Origin of the sequence: Serratia marcescens, from assembly GCF_006715005.1 — a bacterium.
GTDB classification, from domain to species: Bacteria; Pseudomonadota; Gammaproteobacteria; order Enterobacterales; family Enterobacteriaceae; genus Serratia; species Serratia montpellierensis.
In genome coordinates, this window is record NZ_VFMJ01000001.1 from 427,696 (window position 1) to 446,619 (window position 18,924).

General features: G+C 53.9%; 29 protein-coding genes. 16 read left to right on the plus strand and 13 right to left on the minus strand.

Annotated features, from left to right (window positions below; genetic code table 11):
* Positions 1–7 precede the first annotated feature (7 nt).
* The 6 genes from lepB (at position 8) to acpS (ending at position 4,727) form a co-directional block, all read left to right on the plus strand.
* Entirely contained in the window at positions 8–985 is a 978-nt protein-coding gene (lepB, locus tag FHU12_RS02035) for a signal peptidase I (RefSeq protein WP_033644122.1), read from the plus strand.
* Positions 986–1,220: 235 nt separating this feature from the next.
* Positions 1,221–1,901 (plus strand): ribonuclease III, encoded by a 681-nt coding sequence (gene rnc / locus FHU12_RS02040; RefSeq protein ID WP_004929158.1) that lies wholly within the window; start codon positions 1,221–1,223, stop codon positions 1,899–1,901.
* The gene (era, locus tag FHU12_RS02045) at positions 1,898–2,806 is read left to right on the plus strand and encodes a GTPase Era (RefSeq protein ID WP_025303944.1); all 909 of its coding nucleotides are present in this window, start codon (positions 1,898–1,900) and stop codon (positions 2,804–2,806) included. Before rnc ends, era begins: the two co-directional genes overlap by 4 nt.
* A gap of 6 nt (positions 2,807–2,812) precedes the next feature.
* Positions 2,813–3,544 carry a DNA repair protein RecO gene (recO, locus tag FHU12_RS02050; RefSeq protein WP_141967095.1) on the plus strand — a complete coding sequence of 244 codons (732 nt, stop codon included), beginning with the start codon at positions 2,813–2,815 and terminating at the stop codon, positions 3,542–3,544.
* 71 nt (positions 3,545–3,615) lie between these two features.
* Complete coding sequence (pdxJ, locus tag FHU12_RS02055) at positions 3,616–4,347, plus strand: pyridoxine 5'-phosphate synthase (protein WP_025303943.1); 732 nt, start codon at positions 3,616–3,618, stop codon at positions 4,345–4,347.
* Positions 4,347–4,727: a holo-ACP synthase gene (gene acpS, locus FHU12_RS02060; protein WP_004929169.1), complete on the plus strand. Its 381-nt coding sequence runs from the start codon at positions 4,347–4,349 to the stop codon at positions 4,725–4,727. Before pdxJ ends, acpS begins: the two co-directional genes overlap by 1 nt.
* Before the next feature lie 45 nt (positions 4,728–4,772).
* Here the strand turns inward: acpS and FHU12_RS02065 are convergent, their stop codons facing one another.
* Positions 4,773–5,033: a YfhL family 4Fe-4S dicluster ferredoxin gene (locus tag FHU12_RS02065; RefSeq protein WP_060430557.1), complete on the minus strand. Its 261-nt coding sequence runs from the start codon at positions 5,031–5,033 to the stop codon at positions 4,773–4,775.
* A 215-nt stretch (positions 5,034–5,248) separates the two neighbouring features.
* On the opposite strand from FHU12_RS02065, the gene FHU12_RS02070 reads away from it, so the two are divergent.
* Entirely contained in the window at positions 5,249–6,646 is a 1,398-nt protein-coding gene (locus FHU12_RS02070; RefSeq protein ID WP_141967097.1) for a tyrosine-type recombinase/integrase, read from the plus strand.
* Here the strand turns inward: FHU12_RS02070 and FHU12_RS02075 are convergent.
* The 11 genes from FHU12_RS02075 to FHU12_RS02125 form a co-directional block, all read right to left on the minus strand.
* Positions 6,643–6,858: a helix-turn-helix domain-containing protein gene (locus FHU12_RS02075; protein WP_096242538.1), complete on the minus strand. Its 216-nt coding sequence runs from the start codon at positions 6,856–6,858 to the stop codon at positions 6,643–6,645. The two genes, FHU12_RS02070 and FHU12_RS02075, sit on opposite strands and share 4 nt — an antisense overlap.
* Positions 6,859–6,872: 14 nt before the next feature.
* Positions 6,873–7,442 carry a 3'-5' exonuclease gene (locus FHU12_RS02080; RefSeq protein WP_141967099.1) on the minus strand — a complete coding sequence of 190 codons (570 nt, stop codon included), beginning with the start codon at positions 7,440–7,442 and terminating at the stop codon, positions 6,873–6,875.
* 45 nt (positions 7,443–7,487) lie between these two features.
* Positions 7,488–7,796, minus strand: coding sequence for a hypothetical protein (locus FHU12_RS02085; RefSeq protein WP_141967101.1), 309 nt, complete (start codon positions 7,794–7,796; stop codon positions 7,488–7,490).
* Positions 7,797–7,842: 46 nt separating this feature from the next.
* Complete coding sequence (locus tag FHU12_RS02090) at positions 7,843–8,307, minus strand: hypothetical protein (RefSeq protein WP_141967103.1); 465 nt, start codon at positions 8,305–8,307, stop codon at positions 7,843–7,845.
* Positions 8,304–8,492: a hypothetical protein gene (locus tag FHU12_RS02095; protein WP_141967104.1), complete on the minus strand. Its 189-nt coding sequence runs from the start codon at positions 8,490–8,492 to the stop codon at positions 8,304–8,306. Before FHU12_RS02095 ends, FHU12_RS02090 begins: the two co-directional genes overlap by 4 nt.
* Positions 8,489–8,689 carry a hypothetical protein gene (locus FHU12_RS02100; RefSeq protein WP_141967106.1) on the minus strand — a complete coding sequence of 67 codons (201 nt, stop codon included), beginning with the start codon at positions 8,687–8,689 and terminating at the stop codon, positions 8,489–8,491. The genes FHU12_RS02095 and FHU12_RS02100 overlap by 4 nt, the downstream gene beginning before the upstream one ends.
* Positions 8,682–9,107, minus strand: a complete 426-nt coding sequence (locus FHU12_RS02105; RefSeq protein WP_141967108.1) for an HNH endonuclease — start codon at positions 9,105–9,107, stop codon at positions 8,682–8,684. The genes FHU12_RS02100 and FHU12_RS02105 overlap by 8 nt, the downstream gene beginning before the upstream one ends.
* Before the next feature lie 13 nt (positions 9,108–9,120).
* Positions 9,121–9,339: a ParE family toxin-like protein gene (locus FHU12_RS02110; protein WP_141967110.1), complete on the minus strand. Its 219-nt coding sequence runs from the start codon at positions 9,337–9,339 to the stop codon at positions 9,121–9,123.
* Positions 9,336–10,151, minus strand: coding sequence for a ParB/RepB/Spo0J family partition protein (locus FHU12_RS02115; RefSeq protein WP_141967112.1), 816 nt, complete (start codon positions 10,149–10,151; stop codon positions 9,336–9,338). The genes FHU12_RS02110 and FHU12_RS02115 overlap by 4 nt, the downstream gene beginning before the upstream one ends.
* Before the next feature lie 72 nt (positions 10,152–10,223).
* Positions 10,224–11,045 (minus strand): YfdQ family protein, encoded by an 822-nt coding sequence (locus FHU12_RS02120; protein ID WP_060446756.1) that lies wholly within the window; start codon positions 11,043–11,045, stop codon positions 10,224–10,226.
* Between the two features lie 42 nt (positions 11,046–11,087).
* Positions 11,088–11,450 carry a YfdP family phage-associated protein gene (locus FHU12_RS02125; protein ID WP_141967114.1) on the minus strand — a complete coding sequence of 121 codons (363 nt, stop codon included), beginning with the start codon at positions 11,448–11,450 and terminating at the stop codon, positions 11,088–11,090.
* A gap of 188 nt (positions 11,451–11,638) precedes the next feature.
* Between FHU12_RS02125 and FHU12_RS02130 the strand changes: the two genes are divergently transcribed.
* Together FHU12_RS02130 and FHU12_RS02135 are read left to right on the plus strand one after the other, a co-directional pair.
* Positions 11,639–11,950 carry a hypothetical protein gene (locus FHU12_RS02130; protein WP_141967116.1) on the plus strand — a complete coding sequence of 104 codons (312 nt, stop codon included), beginning with the start codon at positions 11,639–11,641 and terminating at the stop codon, positions 11,948–11,950.
* Positions 11,951–12,646: 696 nt separating this feature from the next.
* Positions 12,647–12,853, plus strand: a complete 207-nt coding sequence (locus FHU12_RS02135; RefSeq protein ID WP_074181249.1) for a hypothetical protein — start codon at positions 12,647–12,649, stop codon at positions 12,851–12,853.
* A gap of 30 nt (positions 12,854–12,883) precedes the next feature.
* On the opposite strand, the gene FHU12_RS02140 is transcribed toward FHU12_RS02135, so the two are convergent.
* Positions 12,884–13,594 (minus strand): LexA family transcriptional regulator, encoded by a 711-nt coding sequence (locus tag FHU12_RS02140; RefSeq protein WP_085337731.1) that lies wholly within the window; start codon positions 13,592–13,594, stop codon positions 12,884–12,886.
* A gap of 99 nt (positions 13,595–13,693) precedes the next feature.
* Here FHU12_RS02140 and FHU12_RS02145 point away from each other — a divergent pair, with 99 nt between their 5' ends.
* The 7 genes from FHU12_RS02145 to FHU12_RS02175 all read left to right on the plus strand — a co-directional run bounded on the left by FHU12_RS02145 (position 13,694) and on the right by FHU12_RS02175 (position 18,760).
* Positions 13,694–13,936, plus strand: coding sequence for a helix-turn-helix domain-containing protein (locus tag FHU12_RS02145; RefSeq protein ID WP_074181248.1), 243 nt, complete (start codon positions 13,694–13,696; stop codon positions 13,934–13,936).
* 28 nt (positions 13,937–13,964) lie between these two features.
* Positions 13,965–14,498: a YmfL family putative regulatory protein gene (locus tag FHU12_RS02150; RefSeq protein WP_141967118.1), complete on the plus strand. Its 534-nt coding sequence runs from the start codon at positions 13,965–13,967 to the stop codon at positions 14,496–14,498.
* Between the two features lie 33 nt (positions 14,499–14,531).
* On the plus strand, positions 14,532–14,831 hold the full coding sequence (locus FHU12_RS02155; protein ID WP_141967120.1) for a hypothetical protein: 300 nt from the start codon (positions 14,532–14,534) through the stop codon (positions 14,829–14,831).
* Positions 14,832–15,017: 186 nt separating this feature from the next.
* Positions 15,018–16,547, plus strand: a complete 1,530-nt coding sequence (locus FHU12_RS02160) for a DEAD/DEAH box helicase (protein WP_046687494.1) — start codon at positions 15,018–15,020, stop codon at positions 16,545–16,547.
* On the plus strand, positions 16,544–17,530 hold the full coding sequence (locus FHU12_RS02165; protein ID WP_141967123.1) for a toprim domain-containing protein: 987 nt from the start codon (positions 16,544–16,546) through the stop codon (positions 17,528–17,530). Before FHU12_RS02160 ends, FHU12_RS02165 begins: the two co-directional genes overlap by 4 nt.
* Positions 17,514–18,092, plus strand: a complete 579-nt coding sequence (locus tag FHU12_RS02170; protein ID WP_063990587.1) for a recombination protein NinG — start codon at positions 17,514–17,516, stop codon at positions 18,090–18,092. The genes FHU12_RS02165 and FHU12_RS02170 overlap by 17 nt, the downstream gene beginning before the upstream one ends.
* Positions 18,089–18,760 carry a hypothetical protein gene (locus FHU12_RS02175; protein ID WP_060446481.1) on the plus strand — a complete coding sequence of 224 codons (672 nt, stop codon included), beginning with the start codon at positions 18,089–18,091 and terminating at the stop codon, positions 18,758–18,760. Before FHU12_RS02170 ends, FHU12_RS02175 begins: the two co-directional genes overlap by 4 nt.
* The last annotated feature ends 164 nt before the right edge of the window (positions 18,761–18,924 follow it).

The window sequence follows — 18,924 nt, forward strand, 5'->3', positions numbered from 1 at the left end:
AGTTTGCATGGCGAATATGTTTGCCCTGATCCTGGCGTTGGCCACCCTGGTCACCGGGATCATCTGGTGCTTCGAGCGCTTTAAATGGGCGCCGGCCCGCCGCGCGAAGATCGCGGCGGTCAACGAGCAGACCGCGGGCGCCGTAGACGATAAAACGCTGGCGAAAGTGGCGAAGCAGCCTGGTTGGGTAGAGACTGGCGCATCGGTGTTCCCGGTGCTGTTGCTGGTCTTTGTGGTGCGTTCGTTTATTTACGAACCGTTCCAGATCCCGTCCGGCTCAATGATGCCGACGCTGTTGATTGGCGATTTCATTCTGGTGGAGAAATATGCCTACGGCATTAAAGATCCGATTACCCAGACCACGCTCATTGAAACCGGCCATCCGAAGCGCGGCGATATTGCGGTATTTAAATATCCGCTGGATCCGAAGCTCGATTATATCAAGCGCGTGATTGGCCTGCCGGGCGATCGAATTACTTACGATCCGGTGAATAAGCGCGTTACGGTGCAGCCGTCCTGCAACAGCGGGCAGTCCTGCGATACCGCGTTGGCGGTGACCTACGCCGACGCGCAGCCGAGCGACTTCGTGCAGCTGTTCAGCCGTAGCGGCATGGGCGAGGCCAGCAACGGCTTCTACCAGATCCCGCTGAACGACAACGTGCCTCAAGGCGGCATTCGTCTGCGTGAGCGTCAGGAGAGCCTGGGCAACGTGACGCACCGTATCCTGACCGTGCCGGGCACGCAGGATCAGGTGGGCGCTTACTACCAACAGCCGGGCAAACCGCTGGCGGAGTGGGTGGTGCCGGCCGGGCATTACTTCATGATGGGCGACAACCGCGACAACAGCGCGGACAGCCGTTACTGGGGCTTTGTGCCGGAGAAGAATCTGGTGGGTAAAGCCACGGCCATCTGGATGAGCTTTGAAAAGCAGGAAGGTGAGTGGCCTACCGGCGTACGTTTCAGCCGGATCGGCGGCATTCATTAATCGCTGACTTATTCTCTGTCTATTTCACGCCGCAGCCTACTGCGGCGTGAAAGATTAAGGGGATATAAACACAGCATTATGTTTCCACTCGTTGTAGAATACTTTCTCGAGCGATAAAAAGTTGGCTCCTGCTGGGAGCCACTGCAAACGAAACAGCTTTGGATCGGCTTTCGGCGAAGCAGGCCTGTTCCGTATGCTGCAAGTTTTTGACGCATTCTTGATCTATTGGTAACTCATGAACCCCATCGTAATAAACAGGCTGCAGCGGAAGCTGGGCTACACTTTTCAACAGCAGGAGCTTTTACTGCAGGCTTTGACTCACCGCAGCGCCAGCAGTAAACACAATGAACGTCTTGAGTTTCTGGGTGACTCGATTCTGAGCTTTGTCATCGCCAATGCGCTCTATCATCGCTTTCCTCGCGTAGACGAGGGCGATATGAGCCGCATGCGCGCCACGCTGGTGCGCGGCAACACGCTGGCGGAGATGGCGCGCGAGTTTGACCTGGGCGAATGTCTGCGGCTTGGGCCAGGCGAATTGAAAAGTGGTGGGTTCCGCCGCGAGTCAATCCTGGCGGATACGGTGGAGGCATTGATCGGCGGCGTGTTCCTGGATAGCGACATCCAGACCGTCGAGCGACTGATTTTGGACTGGTATCGCAGCCGGTTGGACGAAATCAGCCCCGGTGATAAGCAGAAAGACCCGAAAACCCGTTTGCAGGAATTTTTGCAGGGGCGTCATCTGCCGTTGCCTTCTTATTTGGTTGTGCAGGTTCGCGGTGAAGCGCACGACCAAGAGTTTACCATCCACTGCCAGGTGAGTGGTTTGAGCGAGCCCGTGGTGGGCACCGGCTCGAGCCGCCGTAAAGCCGAGCAGGCGGCAGCGGAACAAGCGCTGAAAAAGCTGGAGCTTGAATGAGTGAAGTAAAACAACACTGCGGTTTTATCGCCATCGTCGGCCGCCCGAACGTGGGCAAATCGACGTTGCTGAACCAACTGCTGGGGCAGAAGGTTTCCATTACGTCGCGTAAGCCGCAGACGACCCGTCACCGCATCATGGGCATCGACACCGATGGCGCTTATCAGGCGATCTACGTCGACACCCCTGGGCTGCACATCGAAGAAAAACGCGCCATCAACCGTTTGATGAACCGCGCGGCCAGCAGCTCGATCGGCGACGTCGAACTGGTGATCTTCGTGGTCGAAGGCACCAACTGGACCGCCGACGACGAAATGGTGGTCAACAAGCTGCGCAGCCTGCGCTGCCCGGTATTGCTGGCGATCAACAAGGTCGATAACGTCACCGACAAATCCAAGCTGTTGCCGCACATCGCGTTCCTCAGCCAGCAGATGAATTTCCTCGACGTGGTGCCTATCTCCGCCGAGAAAGGGATGAACGTTGACACCATCGCCGGCATCGTGCGCAAGCTGCTGCCGGAAGCTGAGCACCACTTCCCGGAAGACTACATCACCGATCGCTCCCAGCGCTTTATGGCCTCCGAGATCATCCGTGAGAAGCTGATGCGTTTCCTGGGTGAAGAGCTGCCCTATTCGGTGACGGTAGAAATCGAACAGTTCGTGGCTAACGATCGCGGTGGCTACGATGTGCACGGACTGATCCTGGTCGAACGCGAAGGCCAGAAGAAAATGGTCATCGGCAACAAAGGCGCCAAGATCAAAACCATCGGTATTGAAGCGCGCCAGGACATGGAAAAAATGTTCGACGCCAAAGTGCATCTGGAGCTGTGGGTGAAAGTGAAATCCGGTTGGGCGGACGACGAACGTGCGCTGCGCAGCCTGGGCTATGTTGACGATCTGAAGTAACGATCCGTGGACGGCTGGGAGCGCGCTTTCGTCCTGCATGGGCGGCCGTACAGTGAAACCAGTCTGATGCTGGATCTGTTTACCGAAGGTCATGGGCGGGTGCGCTTGCTGGCGAAAGGCGCGCGCAGCCGCCGCTCCAATCTGAAGGGTTGCCTGCAGCCCTTTACCCCCCTGTTAGTGCGCTGGGGCGGCCGCGGCGAAGTGAAAACGCTGCGCAACGCCGAAGCGGTCTCTCTCGGTTTACCCCTCAGCGGCATGATGCTTTACAGCGGCCTGTACGTGAACGAACTGCTGGCGCGCGTGCTGGAGCAGGAAACCAACTACTCGGTGCTGTTCTTCGACTATCTGCAATGCCTGCAGGCGCTGGCGGCGGAAGACAGCTCGCCGGAACAGGCGCTGCGTCAGTTCGAGCTGGCCTTGCTGCACCACCTGGGTTACGGCCTCGATTTCCTGCACTGCGCCGGCAGCGGCCTGCCGGTGGATGATGCCATGACCTATCGTTACCGCGAAGAGAAAGGCTTTATCGCCAGCCTGGTGGTGGATCACTACAGCTTCACCGGGCGCGAACTGCGCGCGCTGGCGGAGCGGCAGTTTTCCGATGCCGAGACGCTGCGCGCCGCCAAGCGTTTCACCCGCATGGCGCTGAAACCCTACCTCGGCGGCAAGCCGTTGAAGAGCCGCGAACTGTTCCGCCAGTTCGTGCGCAAACAGCCGAATACGCCGGTCGACGACGCCTGACCTTTTCCCCTTTTGCCGCCCTGCGCCCACGTGTAAACTGCTGGCACTGAAAATCGTATTTAGAGGTTGTCATGGCTGATTTGCTGCTGGGCGTCAATATCGATCACATCGCCACGTTACGTAACGCGCGCGGAACCCAATACCCGGATCCGGTTCAGGCGGCATTCATTGCCGAACAGGCGGGGGCCGACGGCATTACCGTGCATCTGCGCGAAGACCGCCGCCACATCACCGACCGCGACGTGCGCCTGCTGCGCCAGACCATCCAGACGCGCATGAATCTGGAGATGGCGGTGACCGACGAGATGCTGGACATCGCCATTGAGCTGAAGCCGCATTTCTGCTGCCTGGTGCCGGAAAAGCGCGAAGAAGTGACCACCGAAGGCGGCCTGGACGTCGCCGGCCAGCTGGACAAAATGAGCGTGGCGGTTGAGCGCCTGGCGCAGGCGGGCATTCTGGTCTCGCTGTTCATCGATCCCGATCATCGCCAGATCGACGCGGCGGTGGCGGTGGGCGCCCCTTATATCGAGATCCACACCGGTGCCTACGCCGAAGCGCAGGGCGAGCTGGCGGTACAGGCCGAGCTGCGCCGCATCGCGGTAGCCGCCGCCTACGCGGCCGAGAAGGGGCTGAAGGTCAACGCCGGCCACGGCCTGACCTACCACAACGTGCAGCCGATTGCCGCGCTGCCGGAAATGCACGAGCTGAACATCGGCCATGCGATTATCGGCCAGGCGGTGATGAGCGGGCTGCCGGCCGCGGTTGCCGACATGAAAGTGCTGATGCGGGAAGCGCGCCGGTAATGGCGGTGCTCGGGCTGGGTACTGACATCGTCGAGATGGCGCGTATCGAAGCGGTGGTTGAGCGCAGCGGCGATCGTCTGGCGCGCCGCGTGCTGAGCGACGCCGAGTGGGCGCTGTATCAGCAGCACCAGCAGCCGATTCGCTTTCTGGCCAAACGTTTCGCCGTGAAAGAGGCCGCCGCCAAGGCGTTCGGCACCGGCATTCGCAACGGCCTGGCGTTCAATCAGTTCGAAGTGTTCAACGATGCGCTGGGCAAGCCGAATATTCGTTTGCACGGCCGCGCCGCCGAGCTGGCGGGAGAGATGGGGGTCACCGCGATCCACGTTTCGCTGGCCGACGAACGGCGCTATGCCTGCGCGACGGTGATCGTCGAAAGTTGAAAATAGAAAGGGCGCCTGTGGCGCCCTTGTCAGTCCTGCGGCGGATTAAATGCGATCGGCGTGGTGCAGCACCACAAACTTGTCCCACAGCTGTTCGTTGGTCTCGCGATGCTGCGGATCGGTGATGATGGTGTTGTCGATCGGGCAAACCTGCTGGCAGGTCGGCGTATCGTAATGGCCGATGCATTCGGTGCAGCGATCGGTATCGATCTGATAAATCTCATCGCCCATCGAAATCGCCTGGTTCGGGCATTCCGGCTCGCACATGTCGCAGTTGATACACCGCTTTGTTATTAGTAATGCCATATCAATCACTTACGAGTTTAATCTATTTAAATCATGCATTTATAGGCTTTAGTTATTGCGCACGATTCCGCACTATGTGTATATTTATACAGTGTTTGAAACATTGAAAAACCATGTTCAGCAACACAGAATGGCAACACATGCCTTTTTTAGCCCCCAGATTTAACCTCATGTGTGAGCTTAGTGCTGGTGGCCTCTGATACAAGGAAATATCAATGCCGCGCACTGTAACACAGATGCAGGATATCCCCAAAAATGATGAGTTCGTGGCCGCATCTGCGCGTTGGGAAGACTGCAAGCCACCTTATGCAAGCTCACACATGAGAATCTGTGTTGCTGCCGCCAAAATCATTTTGGCGCACCTCGGCCAAGCTCGGCGATCGAAGTACGAAAAAGACAACTACCTGCGCATAGATTTTAGCAAAGCAGGAAAGGTTACGTTCTACGCTGAGTTCCCAAAGAAGATGGGGCTTAAAGGTAAAAAACTGGGGGAGTGGCCAGAAATGGCTATTCAGATCGCCAGGGAAAAAGCTCAGGACATCGCCGATAATGGCTTGAAGGCTGAGTCAGTTCAGCAGGCTATCAGAGAGTATGAAGAGGACTTATACGCTAAGGTTCAGCGTAAAAAGCTGGGGGAGGATAGCTTTAAAACCTACTGCACACGGACGAAACAAATAGCTGCCGCGTTCGGTGAACGTGAGGTTTTCAGCGATGTGACGTATAACCGCCTGCTTGAAGTTTTCGATCTCTGGATAGAAACCAAATCCAATAATCAGGCGTTAGAGCTATCAGCAGAACTGCGACGGCTATGGAAGTTTGGCGCGCCACGTTACTGTAACGGGCGCAACGTTGCCGCCAGTCTGCCGAGTGATTACATATCATCGCGAGTCCAGAAGCCAACGCCGACACGCCTGTTTACCGATATTGAGTCTATCGCGGGATTGTGGCTTAACATCGCTGCGGCCAAATCAGTGCATCAGAAAAACGCGATGCGGTATATGATCCTCACCGGCGTCAGGCCGATCAACGTCAGTAACTTGCGCTGGAGTTTTATCAATGAGCAGGCTGGGGAAATAGTGTATCCGGCTGGGGTAATTGGCATGCGCGGGGCTATGAAAACTCAGAAAGAATTCCGGCTACCGATAACACCAGGCATCCGGCAGATTCTGGAGGAGCAGAAAGTCTGGAGGGATTCTGTAGAAGGGTGCAACAAAGATTACGTGTTCCTCCAGCCGCGTGATCCATCACAGCCATTTTCTAAGCGTTCCCTGGACAAGCTAATAAAAATTTATAGCCCAGAGAACGCCGTGAAAGGTATTAGGCATGATGGTACTGTGAAGGGGAAAGAAGGTGCATTTAATACAATGTGCCGAAAATTCCTGAAGAGTAATGTTATCGCCACGATGAGAGATAAAGGTTATTCACGAAGTGATTCGAAGGAAATAAGCATATTGTGTATGCATCACTCTGACAAAGAATCAGACCCTATGGGCGAGTTTTATGATTTCTCCGACGAAATATTAAATGAAGAGATGGCACTGAAGCGGCTGGCCTTTGAGGCACATGAGACTAGTATACTCGCTCAGGTTGCGTTATTAAGAAAGAAACGTTAATAAACGCTTCTGCATTTAGCAATAAAAGCCAAAACATTTTTGCGCTCATACCGGACTACTTTATGTGTAAACCGAATGGGCGCTAAAATCTGCCGGTGACGGTGATTGTTATTCCAATCCCTCAAAGTTTTAGTAGTAACCCCTCCAATAAGTTTGCACACCTCTTCTGGGGTTAGCAAATCCAGCTCTGTACCTTCTTTTTTATTATTCATGACCCCCCCTTGATTTAATCTTGCTGGTGGCCTGAAAACAGGCGCTGATAAATTGCGGAAACATACTTCGCCTGATGGATAGCATCGGCTAATGCGTTGTGGCGCTCGCCGTCAAACGGCATATCACGCTTGGGATCAAAGCCAACTACGCGGCCAAGCTCAACGATAGTGCGCACGTCCCTGTCGTTGTACCACTCCCACGGCAACGGAACGCATTCACGCTGGTAAGACTCACGCAGGATCACGTTATCGAATACAGCTCCGTTCCCCCACACGCGCAGGCTACGAGGATTGGCGACATTGGCCCGGATAAACTTATTCAGGTCATATAACGCAGACAGCAACGACGGCGCACCGTCAACGCAGATAGCCGCGCGGGCTTCGCTGCTTTGCTTCATCCACCAAATAATCGTATCGGCTTCAGGTGTCGCCTTACCGGCCATGACGCTTTGCAGGTCTACGGCGGTGTAGAACTGCTCGCCAAGCTCTCCGCTGTGCGGGTTAAAAAGCACAGCGCCGATAGTCAAGATAGGGGCGCTGGGATTCTTACCCAGCGTTTCAATGTCAAGCATCAAATGGTTCATCAATATTTATCCTGGCTGTGAGTCGTGAGTGTCATGCATCCTCCCTCAGTCCCAGCACAATGTTGATGCGAAATAGGCACCACGGCACGGCGTATCGCGTGGGTAGTGCCAGCTACCGTAACCATCCTGGCCGCCAGTCGGGCTTACCTTGTACCAGGATTGGTAATATCGAGCGGTGCGCGCCCAGGTCTCAGCAATGTCGCTATCGATTTGGTCTTGATTTACCGCTGCCTGGATAATTTCGGCTTCGGTATAGTCACCGCGCATTACCAGAAATCGGCAATCATCTGAAGTCAGATATTCAACAGTGCCATCGTTCAGACCTTTCTTCGTTGGCTTGATTAATTCAGTCATCCTACGCATCCCCCCTCTACAGTGACCGCAAACCCGCTGGCACGGATTACATCGGCTGTCGCTCCTTCCAGCAGCCAGCGATTGCCTGCTTTGTCCACCCACGGCGATTGCAACCGCACCGGCGTAGCCAGCTTGGGCGCGCCTCATCGCGTTCGTTCGTGAGGTCTGCAACCTCGTCTGTCGCCGATATCAGCGTTGCCTCGATGTCTTTGACATGACGCTCAATCCCGATAATGCGCTTATCCTTCGCCTCCAGCTCTGCCAGCAGGGCGGAGACGTACTCTTGCGAGTAGAGCGGCTCAACGATAGGGTCTTGTGCTGGGTCACGAACGCTAACTATCTTACCGTCGTCTTGAGTTACATACCGGCTACCCAGACCATATGCCTTGGCTTTCTCCAGCGTAGAGAAAGTGGTGTTAGCGTTGATTTTTTTATCAGGCTCGCCGGTATGCATATTCCGAAATCGCAGTGAATACGCCACCGGCTTGTTCAGTTCGCTCAAATTAGTCATTGCGGATTTACCTCAATGTCAATGTCGTTGATTTCCACAATGGTAAGGCAATGCTCAAGCTCGACCTGTTGAGCTGCCAAATCGTGGTTGTTGATAATCTCTCTGGTTTCAGCGTTATCGAGCCCGCTGATTACTCGGCGAAATTCAACGAATGCACGACCTGTAATTACGATATTGTTTTTCATAATGCTTTCTCCTGGGCCTCGGCCCACAGCTTCCATCCGTAGTTTTGGTGAACCCAGCGACGAACGATTCGGTCATCGCCAAACGAACCAAGGCGCAGCGTTGCCTGATTTCCATCAACAGCCATCACCTTGTAGAGAGTCCCGCGAGGGGACTGCCACACTTCGCCAACCTTAAAGATGTCATCGCGCTTAGCCATGCTGGGCCTCCTGATAGCGTTCAAACCAAAAAACGACTGGAGCATCCTTAACTTCAACGAGGCCGAAGCGCTCAGCGGTGCGGAAGTTGACGCTATATGCTCGAGCTCTCTCCGCCTGGGCTGCTATCTGCTCGCGGAACGTTTCGAGGCTGTAGGTCGTTTTGAACAGGTTGCACGGCGCGCACGCCGGGTTGAGGTTCTCTATGCAGTCGCGGCTTTCGTGCCATACCTTGCCTGTGGCCTTCAGCTTGAACAGGCCTTTAGCCGCTGCCGCCATGTCCTGCTCCGATTCACGCATCACCGGTTCGACGTGGTCGGCGTGCCAGCCTTTTTCTGGCAGTACGCAACCGCAGTAAGCGCACCGGCCGCCGAACTTCTCCCGCAATTCTGCGCGCTGTTCCTTAGTCAGCTTAGCCACGCTCCACCTCCCTCTATTTATCGATCACGCAGTTGTAATCATTGTGGGTAAGCAACAGCCAATTATGGCCGTCGTCTTTTGAACGTAAGCGCCAGCGTTTATTTACACGAAAGGTCAGGTATTTTTTGCCATAGGTTCTTTTGGGGAATAATCGACCGGCGCGGAACTGTTTTAATTTTTCCAGCGCCTTCGCAGTAATCCACAAAGGCGCATTATTCAGATTGATGCTCATTGCTGGTGGCCTTCATTGCGATAATCATTAATTATCTGCATGACCTCGTCTTTAACACCTTTGGCTAACATCAGTGAATCGGTATCGCCTTGCACGATTGGCACAGCATCAAACAGCAGCTCCAGCATTCGACGGGCTTTCTTGGCGCTGAATTGTGGCTGGGCGACGCTCTTAGTGATTTTTTTCTTACCGGATTCTTCGGCCTTTTTCATCAAGCGCGCGGCTTCACGGTCGGCATATACGCCATGCTCGCGGTTAATTTGAATAGCCAGGGCATAGTTAATGGAACCAGAGCGCACCAGGCTCTTGATATAGGGGCTGCATTCCTGCAATTGCAGATGCTGGAGGATATCGGACTCAGAACGCTTAACTTTCTTTGCGATCTCCGCGTTAGTCCAGCCTTGATTTACCAGCCGTTGATAGGCCGCACCACGTTCGATAGGAGTAAGTGCCAGACCTTGCGAACTGGTGACCATGAAGGCGATTTTATCGGCCTCAGTACCCACAAAATCCTTACACTCAAGACGCATTACCTCATGGCCAGCTTCACTTGCCAACAGCGCACCGTGGAAGCGGTGGTGGCCGTCGATAACCTTCACGCCTTGCTCAGTCACTTCAACTGCCAGCGGTGGTATATATTCCCCCGCAATAAACGCATCCCTAAACTCTTCAACGTGCGCCTGATTTAATTCGCGAACGTTATAGCCGTCTTCAGCATAAATTTCACTGAGTGGAACCAGAAACGTTTTGCGAGTAGTGATATCCGAACCGATGCTTTCTTTTGCAGAATAACGCTGACTTAAAGTTGCCATAATTATCTTCCATTCTTAGAGGGTGAAAATGCTTCACTATGCGCCACACACGGTGGCGCATAAGACTGCACTTTATTTAATTGAGCCTTCATAAACCGGGATGTTTTCGAGCTGGTTTTCCAGGTCTACGACGATCTCAGTAAAAGCGTGCTCAACGATTTTTTTCGGTTCGATAAGTTCGTACCAAAGAGCTAAGCCGCCGTCTTTCAGGCGGTAGCGGATACGGGCCTCAACCTGGTAAGGCGCGCCGTTGTGGAATGGTGCGATAGCCAGACTGATTTTTTCAGGCAGGGAAGTATTACCAGAGCCATCCTTTTCATCGCTGTAGGACATCTGGAACGTACCGTCCTGCAGGCGACGCACAGACTTGAACTCAGCTTTACGCGTCTCTTGGAAAGCCAGCACCATTTCGAGCAGTTCTGTACCGGATGGGCCTTTATAGTTATCACTGACCGGCGCGATATCTTGGATGTGGTTTTCCAGGAACTCTGCAAAATCGGTCTGGTTCATGGGGCGCTTGTCACGGGATTCCCACTCCTGCCATTCATCGGAATAGGGGCAGTCGTACACAGCGCGATGCTTTGCCCACTCTGGTGAGTTTGCCGCAGAGTGGTAATCCAAAACGGCCTCAATGCGGGTTTCAGATTTGTCGGCGAAGATTGCAGTACGCGGATCAGCGAACTTTTTAACGTAGGCGATCAGCGAGGACACCGAAATAAGACGTACCGCCTGACGAATCAGCGAAGGTTGAAGCTGAAAATGCTCGAGCGTTTTTACTTCATGGTTGTCAGGAACCACTGCTACCGGGATATCAGTTTTCGGCGTGAACGCGGTCAGTGCCAATTCCTGAATTTCGCGTACTGAGCCATTAGCGAGGCTTGCAAGTTCTTGCATGCTATTTTCCTTAATTAATATTAACGTTGCTGGCTAAATTAATTAGCCGTGGGCTTGCAGCTTAATAGGTGCTGCGGCGGGGGCTGTATCAATGACTTTCAAATCCATTTGCACTTGAGATGGATCATCACGCATTAAATCGCCATCGGCGGTTGAGAACATAATGGTGTCAGCCCGATCCAGTTCAGGAATGGATTTCTTGACGTTCGGGGTGATTTTCATCGTGTTTTCGTCGCGGCTGTTCAACATCTGGCAATTCAGCGTCAAAGTAACAGCGCCTTTCTTGCCGGTTTCGCGAACCATTTTAATAACCTCGGCCTGCGCTTCGGTAAGCTCCTGGTCTAAGGTGCCTTTGTTGATATAAGCCAGCTGCTGGCTAAAGGGAGTGCATTTGCTTTCAGACATACTATTTCTCCTCGTCACATACAGAGAAGAACTCGGGCCGGGTGACGCCCTCCACGGTTAAATGGATGCCTGAATTCTTCTCTCTATGAAAAAGGGCGGCTCGCCTACGAACATTATCTTCATCCTCCTTTGGGTTGGTTGAAGCTCGGCGGCCGCCAAAGACTACATACAGCAGAGATTTAGAGCGGGTGACCTTTCTGGCAGAGGATTTTGCGCAGACGGGCAAAGAAGGTGAGGCGAACGGCCTGCACGGATGGGACAACGCGCATACCGTCTACAACGATTGTGTTAGCATTGTGGTTGATCATGTTGAATCTCCGTTCTACTGGTCAGGCCCCGGCAAAGATTGGCGTCTGCAGCCGGGGCTATTTATTTCAGAAGTACCAACGCGCCAGGCGGTTCAGGTAGCTGGTAACATCGCAATTACCGAATTTTCGGATAGCAACGCGGCGGAAGGTTCGGAATTCCCGGCGTGCTTTACGGCGCTCACGCTTTGTTAAGATGTTCTGCATGGCGAGTCCTGCTGTTGCGCCACGAATGGCGCGATAGAGTTAGAAATACCAGCGCGCGTAGCTATTCAGCAGGCTGGCTTGATTGCAATGGCCATAAGCCTTGAATGCTCGGCGACGCTGTGAGCGCAATTCCCGGCGTGCTCGGCGGCGAATGCGGTTAGTCAAAACAATTTTGCGCATAGGAAGTCCTGCTATTGCGCCCCGTAGGGCGCGGTGGGTGTTAATAGCCGCGTTTTGCTTTGCGGGCGTAGAACAGCGCTGCTATGGCTGCAAATCCATCTGCACGAAGTTCACGGTAGAGAACCATGTCGTAACTTTTCATCGTGTAACCCTCTGCTGTAGTGGTTTTATGCCTACCGCCCCACACTGGCAGCGGCAGGGTAAATCCGCTATTTCCTTAAAGAACGTTACCGGTCGATCCCTCTCGGGGCCGGGGAGTGATTGCATCGCTCACCCCTTGGCGTGTTGCCTGTTGGCTTCCTGCCGTTCCCGTAACGTTTGCGGCGGTGTTTTGCTGGTGGCGTTCCGGGTTGATGGGTGAAATATACCTTTGAGTAATTTATAAGTAAATACCTGTGGGTATATTTTCATCTGAAAAGTTATCAATACACTGATTTATATGATTGTTTTATTTACTTGCAATGAGTGTTAAGCTCGGATTTTGAACAGGTGACGGAGGGGTGAATGGAAAACGATTGGGAAAATGAACGGCCAGCGTTCATTGCTGGAGAGGTCGGTGAAGCTGCTATTCACTTGATATTAAAAGGGGAAGAAGTCAGCCGCGCGGCAATGTCAGAGTATCTTGAAAAAAAACGTAGGGAAGTTGGCAATACAATCCACAAAGGCGTTTTACGTGATGCGGCGAAATTGGTTAGAGAAGGAAAGTTTTGAGGATGTAGCCCGGACAATGCACCGGGCTAATCATAACTTGCTGTATTGGATGGATTCCTGCAAAAGAGCTTTTCCCATAACGTAAAACTGATCTTGGTTGTCTTCGCGGATATACCACTTTTCAAGCATCGGATTATCAGATAGTACCGCTAACTCTAGCCCTTGCATTTGCAGGCGCTTAACATGAAAGGTTTTACCAAAAACAAAAGCATAGACACCATCAGTCTTGAATTCTCTAACGGATACATCGAAGAAAAGTCGATCACCTGATTTGATGGTGGGGTACATGCTATCCCCGTCAACGGTCATAACCTTAATGTCTTTTGAAGCTCGACTGCCGAACAATGCTCTGGCGTGTTCTGTCGTGAACTCAATAGCAGAAAGTACCTCTATCATATCCGATAGCATGAATGACCCAGGGCCTGCGCTGACCGTGAGGTCTAACACCTCAACACGGTAAATGTCACGATTCGGAAGTGAAACTTCAAGCCCCGTCATAGAAGTTTGACCCAAACCATCCATCCACCCTCTGGAAACTCCCAACGCATCTTCAATTTGCCTGGCGGATTGCTCCCCAATGTTTCGCTTATGCTGCTTACCAGCCGGGTAAAGCATACGAGAAACCACAGTTGGGTTTAGTCCCGCTGCGTCAGCGAACTCCCTCTGTGTCTTAAAAGTAGCTACGAGTTCCTGAAGTTTCAGGCGGCGCAGCTCGAATATGTCAGGCGTCTCAGTTTTCATTCTTCCATCTTACGCAAAGTTACTTTCAGGTAAATGACCTAAAGGTATTGATAAAAAATTACTCATGGGTATACTTCGTTTCCAGATACAGGAGGCGTTATGGAAACGTTGAGAGCATACCTAAACGCTTTACAGCTTGATAAACAAAGAGAATTTGCATCCAAGTGCGAAACCTCACTTGAATACTTGCGTAAAGCAATAAGTAAAAAACAAAAGCTAGGAGCCGCGTTGTCAGTTTCTATTGAAATTAACTCCGGTGGCTCCGTTAGCAGGAAAGACCTTCACCCGTATGACTGGGAAAAGATTTGGCCTGAACTCGATCATAAAAAATCAGCAGCTTAAAAGTAACCACAGCCCGAGGAGTACAACTGTGTCACAGCAAAAAGCGCCGGACTGGCAGGCAGAAAAACAGCCTGAATGGGTGGTCAGTGTCGCCCGCAAAATTATCACTGGTCTGCCTGGTGGCTATGCTGAGGCTGCACAGTGGCTGGGGGTTACGGAAGACGCGCTGTTTAACCGTCTTCGCCCAAACAGCAACCAAATTTTCCCGATCGGCTGGCTCATGGTTTTACAGCAGGCTGGTGGCAATACCCACTTTGCTGACGCTGTATCCCGCCAGTCTCGCAGCGTGAACGTGCGACTGCCCGAAGTTGAAGACGTCGATCGAGACGACATCAACGCCAAGCTGATGGAAGCGATTGAGTACATCGGCAAGCACTCCGAACTTGTCCGCAAATTTACCGAAGACGGCGAGATAGACGCCGCTGAGCGTAAAGCGCTGGACGCCAATACCTACCGCCTGATCGCGACGTTCCAGGAGCACATCCTGTTGCTCTATAGCGTGTTCTGCCCGGCGGAAGTCACCCCAATCCACACAGCGAAGTGGCGCGATCCTATGCCGTAGGGACTCTGTATTTCACAACCGGAGGGTAAGCGTATGCAGCCTGCATCGTTTGTTCGAACCGCCATGCCTGCGGTGTATTGCCGCGAGGATGCCGCATGGATTCAAGACCAGCTCGGTAAGTTACCGCACGGGCAGCGCGGGAAGATTGCGCACACCTACGAGGAGGCTTACCGCACAGCGTTTGACGCCGAGGAGGTTTCTTACCGCCAGGAGAACGCAGGCCGCAAAGCGGCTAACACGCGCCTGCGGCTGTACGTCGAGCGGTATTCACGGGCAGGCCAGGGCATGACAACCGCGCCACCGCTGGTGGGGCAAAACAGGGTAGCGGCATGAATTTTTTAGCCGGTGTTTTTTTAAACGGGGGAGAGGGGAAGGGTAAGAGGGGGGAAAGGGGGGTGATCGGGTTGGGGTGTGGGGGAAGGAACGGGCTTTACCAGAGAGAAGATCTTTAAGGGATCGAGTGTTTAAAAACGCCAAACGGACATTTAGACGGCTAGACGATTAAACGAGGAGATAACGATGACGCTTACAATCCAGCCACGCGAAAAACAGATAGTTGCACTGAACATGCTGCGCGCGGCGTGGAAGCAATACGCCTCGTTCATGATGTACGCCCCGGTCGGGTTCGGCAAAACCGCAATCGCGGCGCTGATCGCCAGCGGGTTCATCAGCCGCAACATGCGCATAATGTTTGTGGCCCCGTATACCGTCCTGCTCGACCAGACCGCAACGCGTTTTATTGAGTACGGCTTGCCTGCCGAGGAGATCGGCTACATCTGGCGCGACCATCCAGCCTATGACCCAAGCCGCCTTATTCAAATCGCATCAGCCGACACGCTGATCCGCCGTGACTTCCCCGACAACATCGATCTGCTGATCATCGACGAAGCCCACCTGAAGCGCAAAAAAATGCTGGAGTTCATCGACGAGCTGACCGCTAAAGGCGTGAAAGTGATCGGGTTGTCCGGTACTCCGTTCTCGGCTTGGCTGGGGACGTATTACCAGAAGCTGATCAAGCCGACGACGATGAAAGAGCTGATCGCTATCGGCGCGCTGAGCAAATACGAATTTTATGCCCCTTCGCACCCAGACCTGAGCGAAGTGGAGACGTCAGAGCAAGCAGGCTATGGCCGAGACTACAAAGAACAGCAGGCTGCAGATGTGATGAGCGACCCGACGCTGGTGGGCGATATCGTTAAGAACTGGCTGGAGAACGGGGAAGACCGCCCGACCATTTGTTTTTGCGTCAACGTGGCCCACGCAAATTACGTGACCGTTGAATTCAGCAGAGTGGGTGTGACCGTTGAAGTGATGACGGCGGCGACGCCACACGAAGACCGCCAGATGACGATCCGCCGGTTTGAGCAGGGCATCACGAAGATCATCGTCAACGTCGGCGTGCTGGTGGCCGGTTTTGATAGCGATGTCCGCTGCATCATCTACGCCCGCCCGACGAAATCAGAAATCCGCTGGCTGCAATGCCTTGGCCGTGGCCTGCGCACTGCGCCCGGTAAAGACCACTGCCTCATCTTCGACCACACAGGCACCGTGCATAAGCTCGGCTATCCCGACGATATCGAATATGACTACCTGCCCGCCAGTTCTGACGGGATGGAGAAAACGCCCGCGCGCGTGGTTAAGACTGACCAGCCTGAGCGCCTGCCGAAAGAATGCACCCAATGCCACTACGTGAAGCCGGTCGGCGTCTACATCTGCCCGAAATGTGGCTTCAAGCCGATCGCCGGTGAGGACGTAGAAACCGATAAGTCACGCGGCCTGAAAAAAGTGAAGCAAGCCAAGGAGGTTGTCACCAAAGAAGTGAAACAAGCCTGGTGGAGTCAAATCATCTACTACCAACGCATGCGCGCCGCCCAGGGCAAACCGGTAAGTGACGGCTGGTGCTCGCATGTCTACCGCAAAAAATTCGGGGTATGGCCGCAAGGGCTGTATCACGCACCGATGGCCATCACACCAGTGGTGAGCAACTTCATCAAATCAACACAGATTGCCTACGCAAAATCTAAGCAAAACGAAGGGAAAGCCGCATGAATACCAAACAGGCAGCTATCGGCCATTGGCCGAAAATATTCGGGTTTTACGGCCTCCCCCCGGTAACTGGGAAAAAACATTTTAAGGGTGAATGCCCGCTGTGTGGCCGCAAGGGCAAATATCGTTGCGACGACAAGAACGGCACCGGCTCTTACATCTGCGCATGCGGCGCGGGGGACGGTTGGGCGCTACTGACCGGGGCAACCGGCAAGGACTTTAAAACGCTGGCGGCAGAGGTCGATAAGCTGATTGGCCGCGTCTACTCGCCGGAAGAGGGTTATCAAGCTGGTGGCCCTTCATCTGGCATAGCCTCGCAACGCCAGCGCGTGAGCTGCAAGTTTGCATCGCTGACCAGCCTGAAAGGCACCGGCGCAGACCGTTACCTTAAGCTGCGCGGCATCACCAGCCTGCCACAAGACAACGTCCGCTACTGCGACCGGCAACGCGCAGCGGGTGGCGAATACCAATCCATCTATGCGCTGGCAACGGACGACAAAGGCGAGCTGTGTTACCTGCACCGCACCCTGCTCGACGGCGATAAGAAAGCCACGGTAGCTGGCGCGCCGAAAAAGATGATGAAGCTGCAAGAGGACAGCTATCTGGAGCACGCCAGTTCGGTCGCTATCCGCATGTTCCCGCCGTCCACCACGCTGGGCATCGCTGAGGGCATCGAAACCGCGCTGTCCTGCCATCAAATCACGCAATGCAACACATGGGCGACGCTGAACACCACCTTCATGAAGAAGTTCCGCGTACCGCGTGGAGTGCAACGCCTGATCATCTTTGCTGACGCAGACAAGAACGCATCCGGCCACGCTGCGGCGTTTGAGTGCGCCCGCGCCAATCTGCTGGCAAAGAACGATCTGCAACAAGTCTCAGTGCGCTGGCCGAAATCCGGCGACTTTAACGATCTGCTGCTTAACGGCTCAGAGGTCTACGAGTGGGTATTCCACCGCGAGGAAAACAATGAAAAAACCAACTAAGCCGAAGCAGTACAAGGCGAAAAAGTGCGCCCAATGCGGTGAAACGTTCACGCCGGTGAAGTACCTGCAAAAGGTCTGTGGCCCGCTCTGCGCTATCGCATACCAGCGTGACGCACGTAAGCGTCTTGAGGAAAGGGAACGTAAGGACAAGCTGAAAATTCGCAAGCTGGCCGTTAAGCCGCTGCGCTACTTCATCAACCAGGCGCAGACCGAATTTAACGCCTACATCCGCGAGCGCGATGCCGACGAGCCATGCATCAGCTGTGGACGCTATCACACCGGCCAATATCACGCCGGGCATTACCGAACCGTCGGGAGCCATCCGGAGCTGCGCTTTGATGAAGATAACTGCCACAAGCAGTGCTCGGTCTGCAACAACTTCAAATCCGCGAACCTGAGCGAGTACCGTCCTAACCTGATAGCCAAGATAGGCCAGGCACGTTTTGACCGGTTAATGGGGCCACCGCCGAAAGTCGGCAAGCTGGGCCGCAGTGACTATGAGCGCATCCGCGACACGTATAAAGCCAAACGCAAAGCATTGAAGCAGGAGAAGGCAGCATGATGACCCCAAAACAGAAACGAGAAATCAAACACAACGCATGGGCGACTGTTGCCGGTGTTCCTCGCAAGAAGTACCTGGGTAAGTACCAGCGCCTGACCCGGCTGCAAACATTGTGGATCACCTCGCTGTTGAACGCCTGGGGCGATATGTACGGCGGCAACACCGACGGGAAGTTGAAGTGCAGCGGCGGCAGCGGTGTATGGGGGCAAATCGTGCCTGAGCAGTGGGACGACGAAAGCGCGGCGCGAATTGTGAAGGTGCTGGGCGACCTGCGCAAACTCGGGTATCGCGGGGAAGAGCAGTTGAAGAAGGCGACCACAATTCTTTGGCCGCACCGCTCGCTTGAGTCGATGCTGGTGGCTGCTGACGCTGGCGAGGAATGCGACTTCATGGAAAAAGCGGTGCTGGCGTCGATGAAGCACGATAACCCGGTCTACATCATCGGCAAGCTGTTCTACACGGGCCGGAACAACACGGTGTCGGTGCTGGGGCGCTACATGCAAAATCATTACGCCCCCTGGCTGACACGCGATCAGGTTGATGACCGGGTGCGCTGGTGCATTGAAATATTTAATTCTGCGGTGTTCGTCGCCGTTCGTGCGGCTATCTGCATCGAAAATGAAGAAAAATGCAAAAACAGCTTGAAAATAGCCAAAGAAACTGCATAATACAGGTATGCTTTCGCGAAGCTGTACCATCAAGCGATGCAACAAAATGACCCGCCTCGAGCGGGTTTTTTTATGTAAAAATTAAAGCGAAGCCTCATCTAACATTAACCGGTGTACCCACTGAGGGGGTGCGTCAGCATCGGGGTGATGGGGCTTCGCTCTGA

Bases quoted from the DNA above. Each gene is read 5' to 3' on its own strand.
- FHU12_RS02075 (WP_096242538.1), bottom strand. From the start codon at position 6,858: ATGAATAATAAAAAAGAAGGTACAGAGCTGGATTTGCTAACCCCAGAA.
- era (WP_025303944.1), top strand. From the start codon at position 1,898: ATGAGTGAAGTAAAACAACACTGCGGTTTTATCGCCATCGTCGGCCGC.
- FHU12_RS02170 (WP_063990587.1), top strand. From the start codon at position 17,514: ATGAAAAAACCAACTAAGCCGAAGCAGTACAAGGCGAAAAAGTGCGCC.
- FHU12_RS02085 (WP_141967101.1), bottom strand. From the start codon at position 7,796: ATGACTGAATTAATCAAGCCAACGAAGAAAGGTCTGAACGATGGCACT.
- FHU12_RS02175 (WP_060446481.1), top strand. From the start codon at position 18,089: ATGATGACCCCAAAACAGAAACGAGAAATCAAACACAACGCATGGGCG.
- FHU12_RS02090 (WP_141967103.1), bottom strand. From the start codon at position 8,307: ATGACTAATTTGAGCGAACTGAACAAGCCGGTGGCGTATTCACTGCGA.
- FHU12_RS02065 (WP_060430557.1), bottom strand. From the start codon at position 5,033: ATGGCATTACTAATAACAAAGCGGTGTATCAACTGCGACATGTGCGAG.
- FHU12_RS02160 (WP_046687494.1), top strand. From the start codon at position 15,018: ATGACGCTTACAATCCAGCCACGCGAAAAACAGATAGTTGCACTGAAC.
- FHU12_RS02070 (WP_141967097.1), top strand. From the start codon at position 5,249: ATGCCGCGCACTGTAACACAGATGCAGGATATCCCCAAAAATGATGAG.
- rnc (WP_004929158.1), top strand. From the start codon at position 1,221: ATGAACCCCATCGTAATAAACAGGCTGCAGCGGAAGCTGGGCTACACT.
- FHU12_RS02125 (WP_141967114.1), bottom strand. From the start codon at position 11,450: ATGTCTGAAAGCAAATGCACTCCCTTTAGCCAGCAGCTGGCTTATATC.
- FHU12_RS02165 (WP_141967123.1), top strand. From the start codon at position 16,544: ATGAATACCAAACAGGCAGCTATCGGCCATTGGCCGAAAATATTCGGG.
- acpS (WP_004929169.1), top strand. From the start codon at position 4,347: ATGGCGGTGCTCGGGCTGGGTACTGACATCGTCGAGATGGCGCGTATC.
- lepB (WP_033644122.1), top strand. From the start codon at position 8: ATGGCGAATATGTTTGCCCTGATCCTGGCGTTGGCCACCCTGGTCACC.
- FHU12_RS02115 (WP_141967112.1), bottom strand. From the start codon at position 10,151: ATGGCAACTTTAAGTCAGCGTTATTCTGCAAAAGAAAGCATCGGTTCG.
- FHU12_RS02120 (WP_060446756.1), bottom strand. From the start codon at position 11,045: ATGCAAGAACTTGCAAGCCTCGCTAATGGCTCAGTACGCGAAATTCAG.
- FHU12_RS02155 (WP_141967120.1), top strand. From the start codon at position 14,532: ATGCAGCCTGCATCGTTTGTTCGAACCGCCATGCCTGCGGTGTATTGC.
- FHU12_RS02080 (WP_141967099.1), bottom strand. From the start codon at position 7,442: ATGAACCATTTGATGCTTGACATTGAAACGCTGGGTAAGAATCCCAGC.
- FHU12_RS02135 (WP_074181249.1), top strand. From the start codon at position 12,647: ATGGAAAACGATTGGGAAAATGAACGGCCAGCGTTCATTGCTGGAGAG.
- FHU12_RS02145 (WP_074181248.1), top strand. From the start codon at position 13,694: ATGGAAACGTTGAGAGCATACCTAAACGCTTTACAGCTTGATAAACAA.
- FHU12_RS02110 (WP_141967110.1), bottom strand. From the start codon at position 9,339: ATGAGCATCAATCTGAATAATGCGCCTTTGTGGATTACTGCGAAGGCG.
- FHU12_RS02095 (WP_141967104.1), bottom strand. From the start codon at position 8,492: ATGAAAAACAATATCGTAATTACAGGTCGTGCATTCGTTGAATTTCGC.
- pdxJ (WP_025303943.1), top strand. From the start codon at position 3,616: ATGGCTGATTTGCTGCTGGGCGTCAATATCGATCACATCGCCACGTTA.
- FHU12_RS02140 (WP_085337731.1), bottom strand. From the start codon at position 13,594: ATGAAAACTGAGACGCCTGACATATTCGAGCTGCGCCGCCTGAAACTT.
- FHU12_RS02100 (WP_141967106.1), bottom strand. From the start codon at position 8,689: ATGGCTAAGCGCGATGACATCTTTAAGGTTGGCGAAGTGTGGCAGTCC.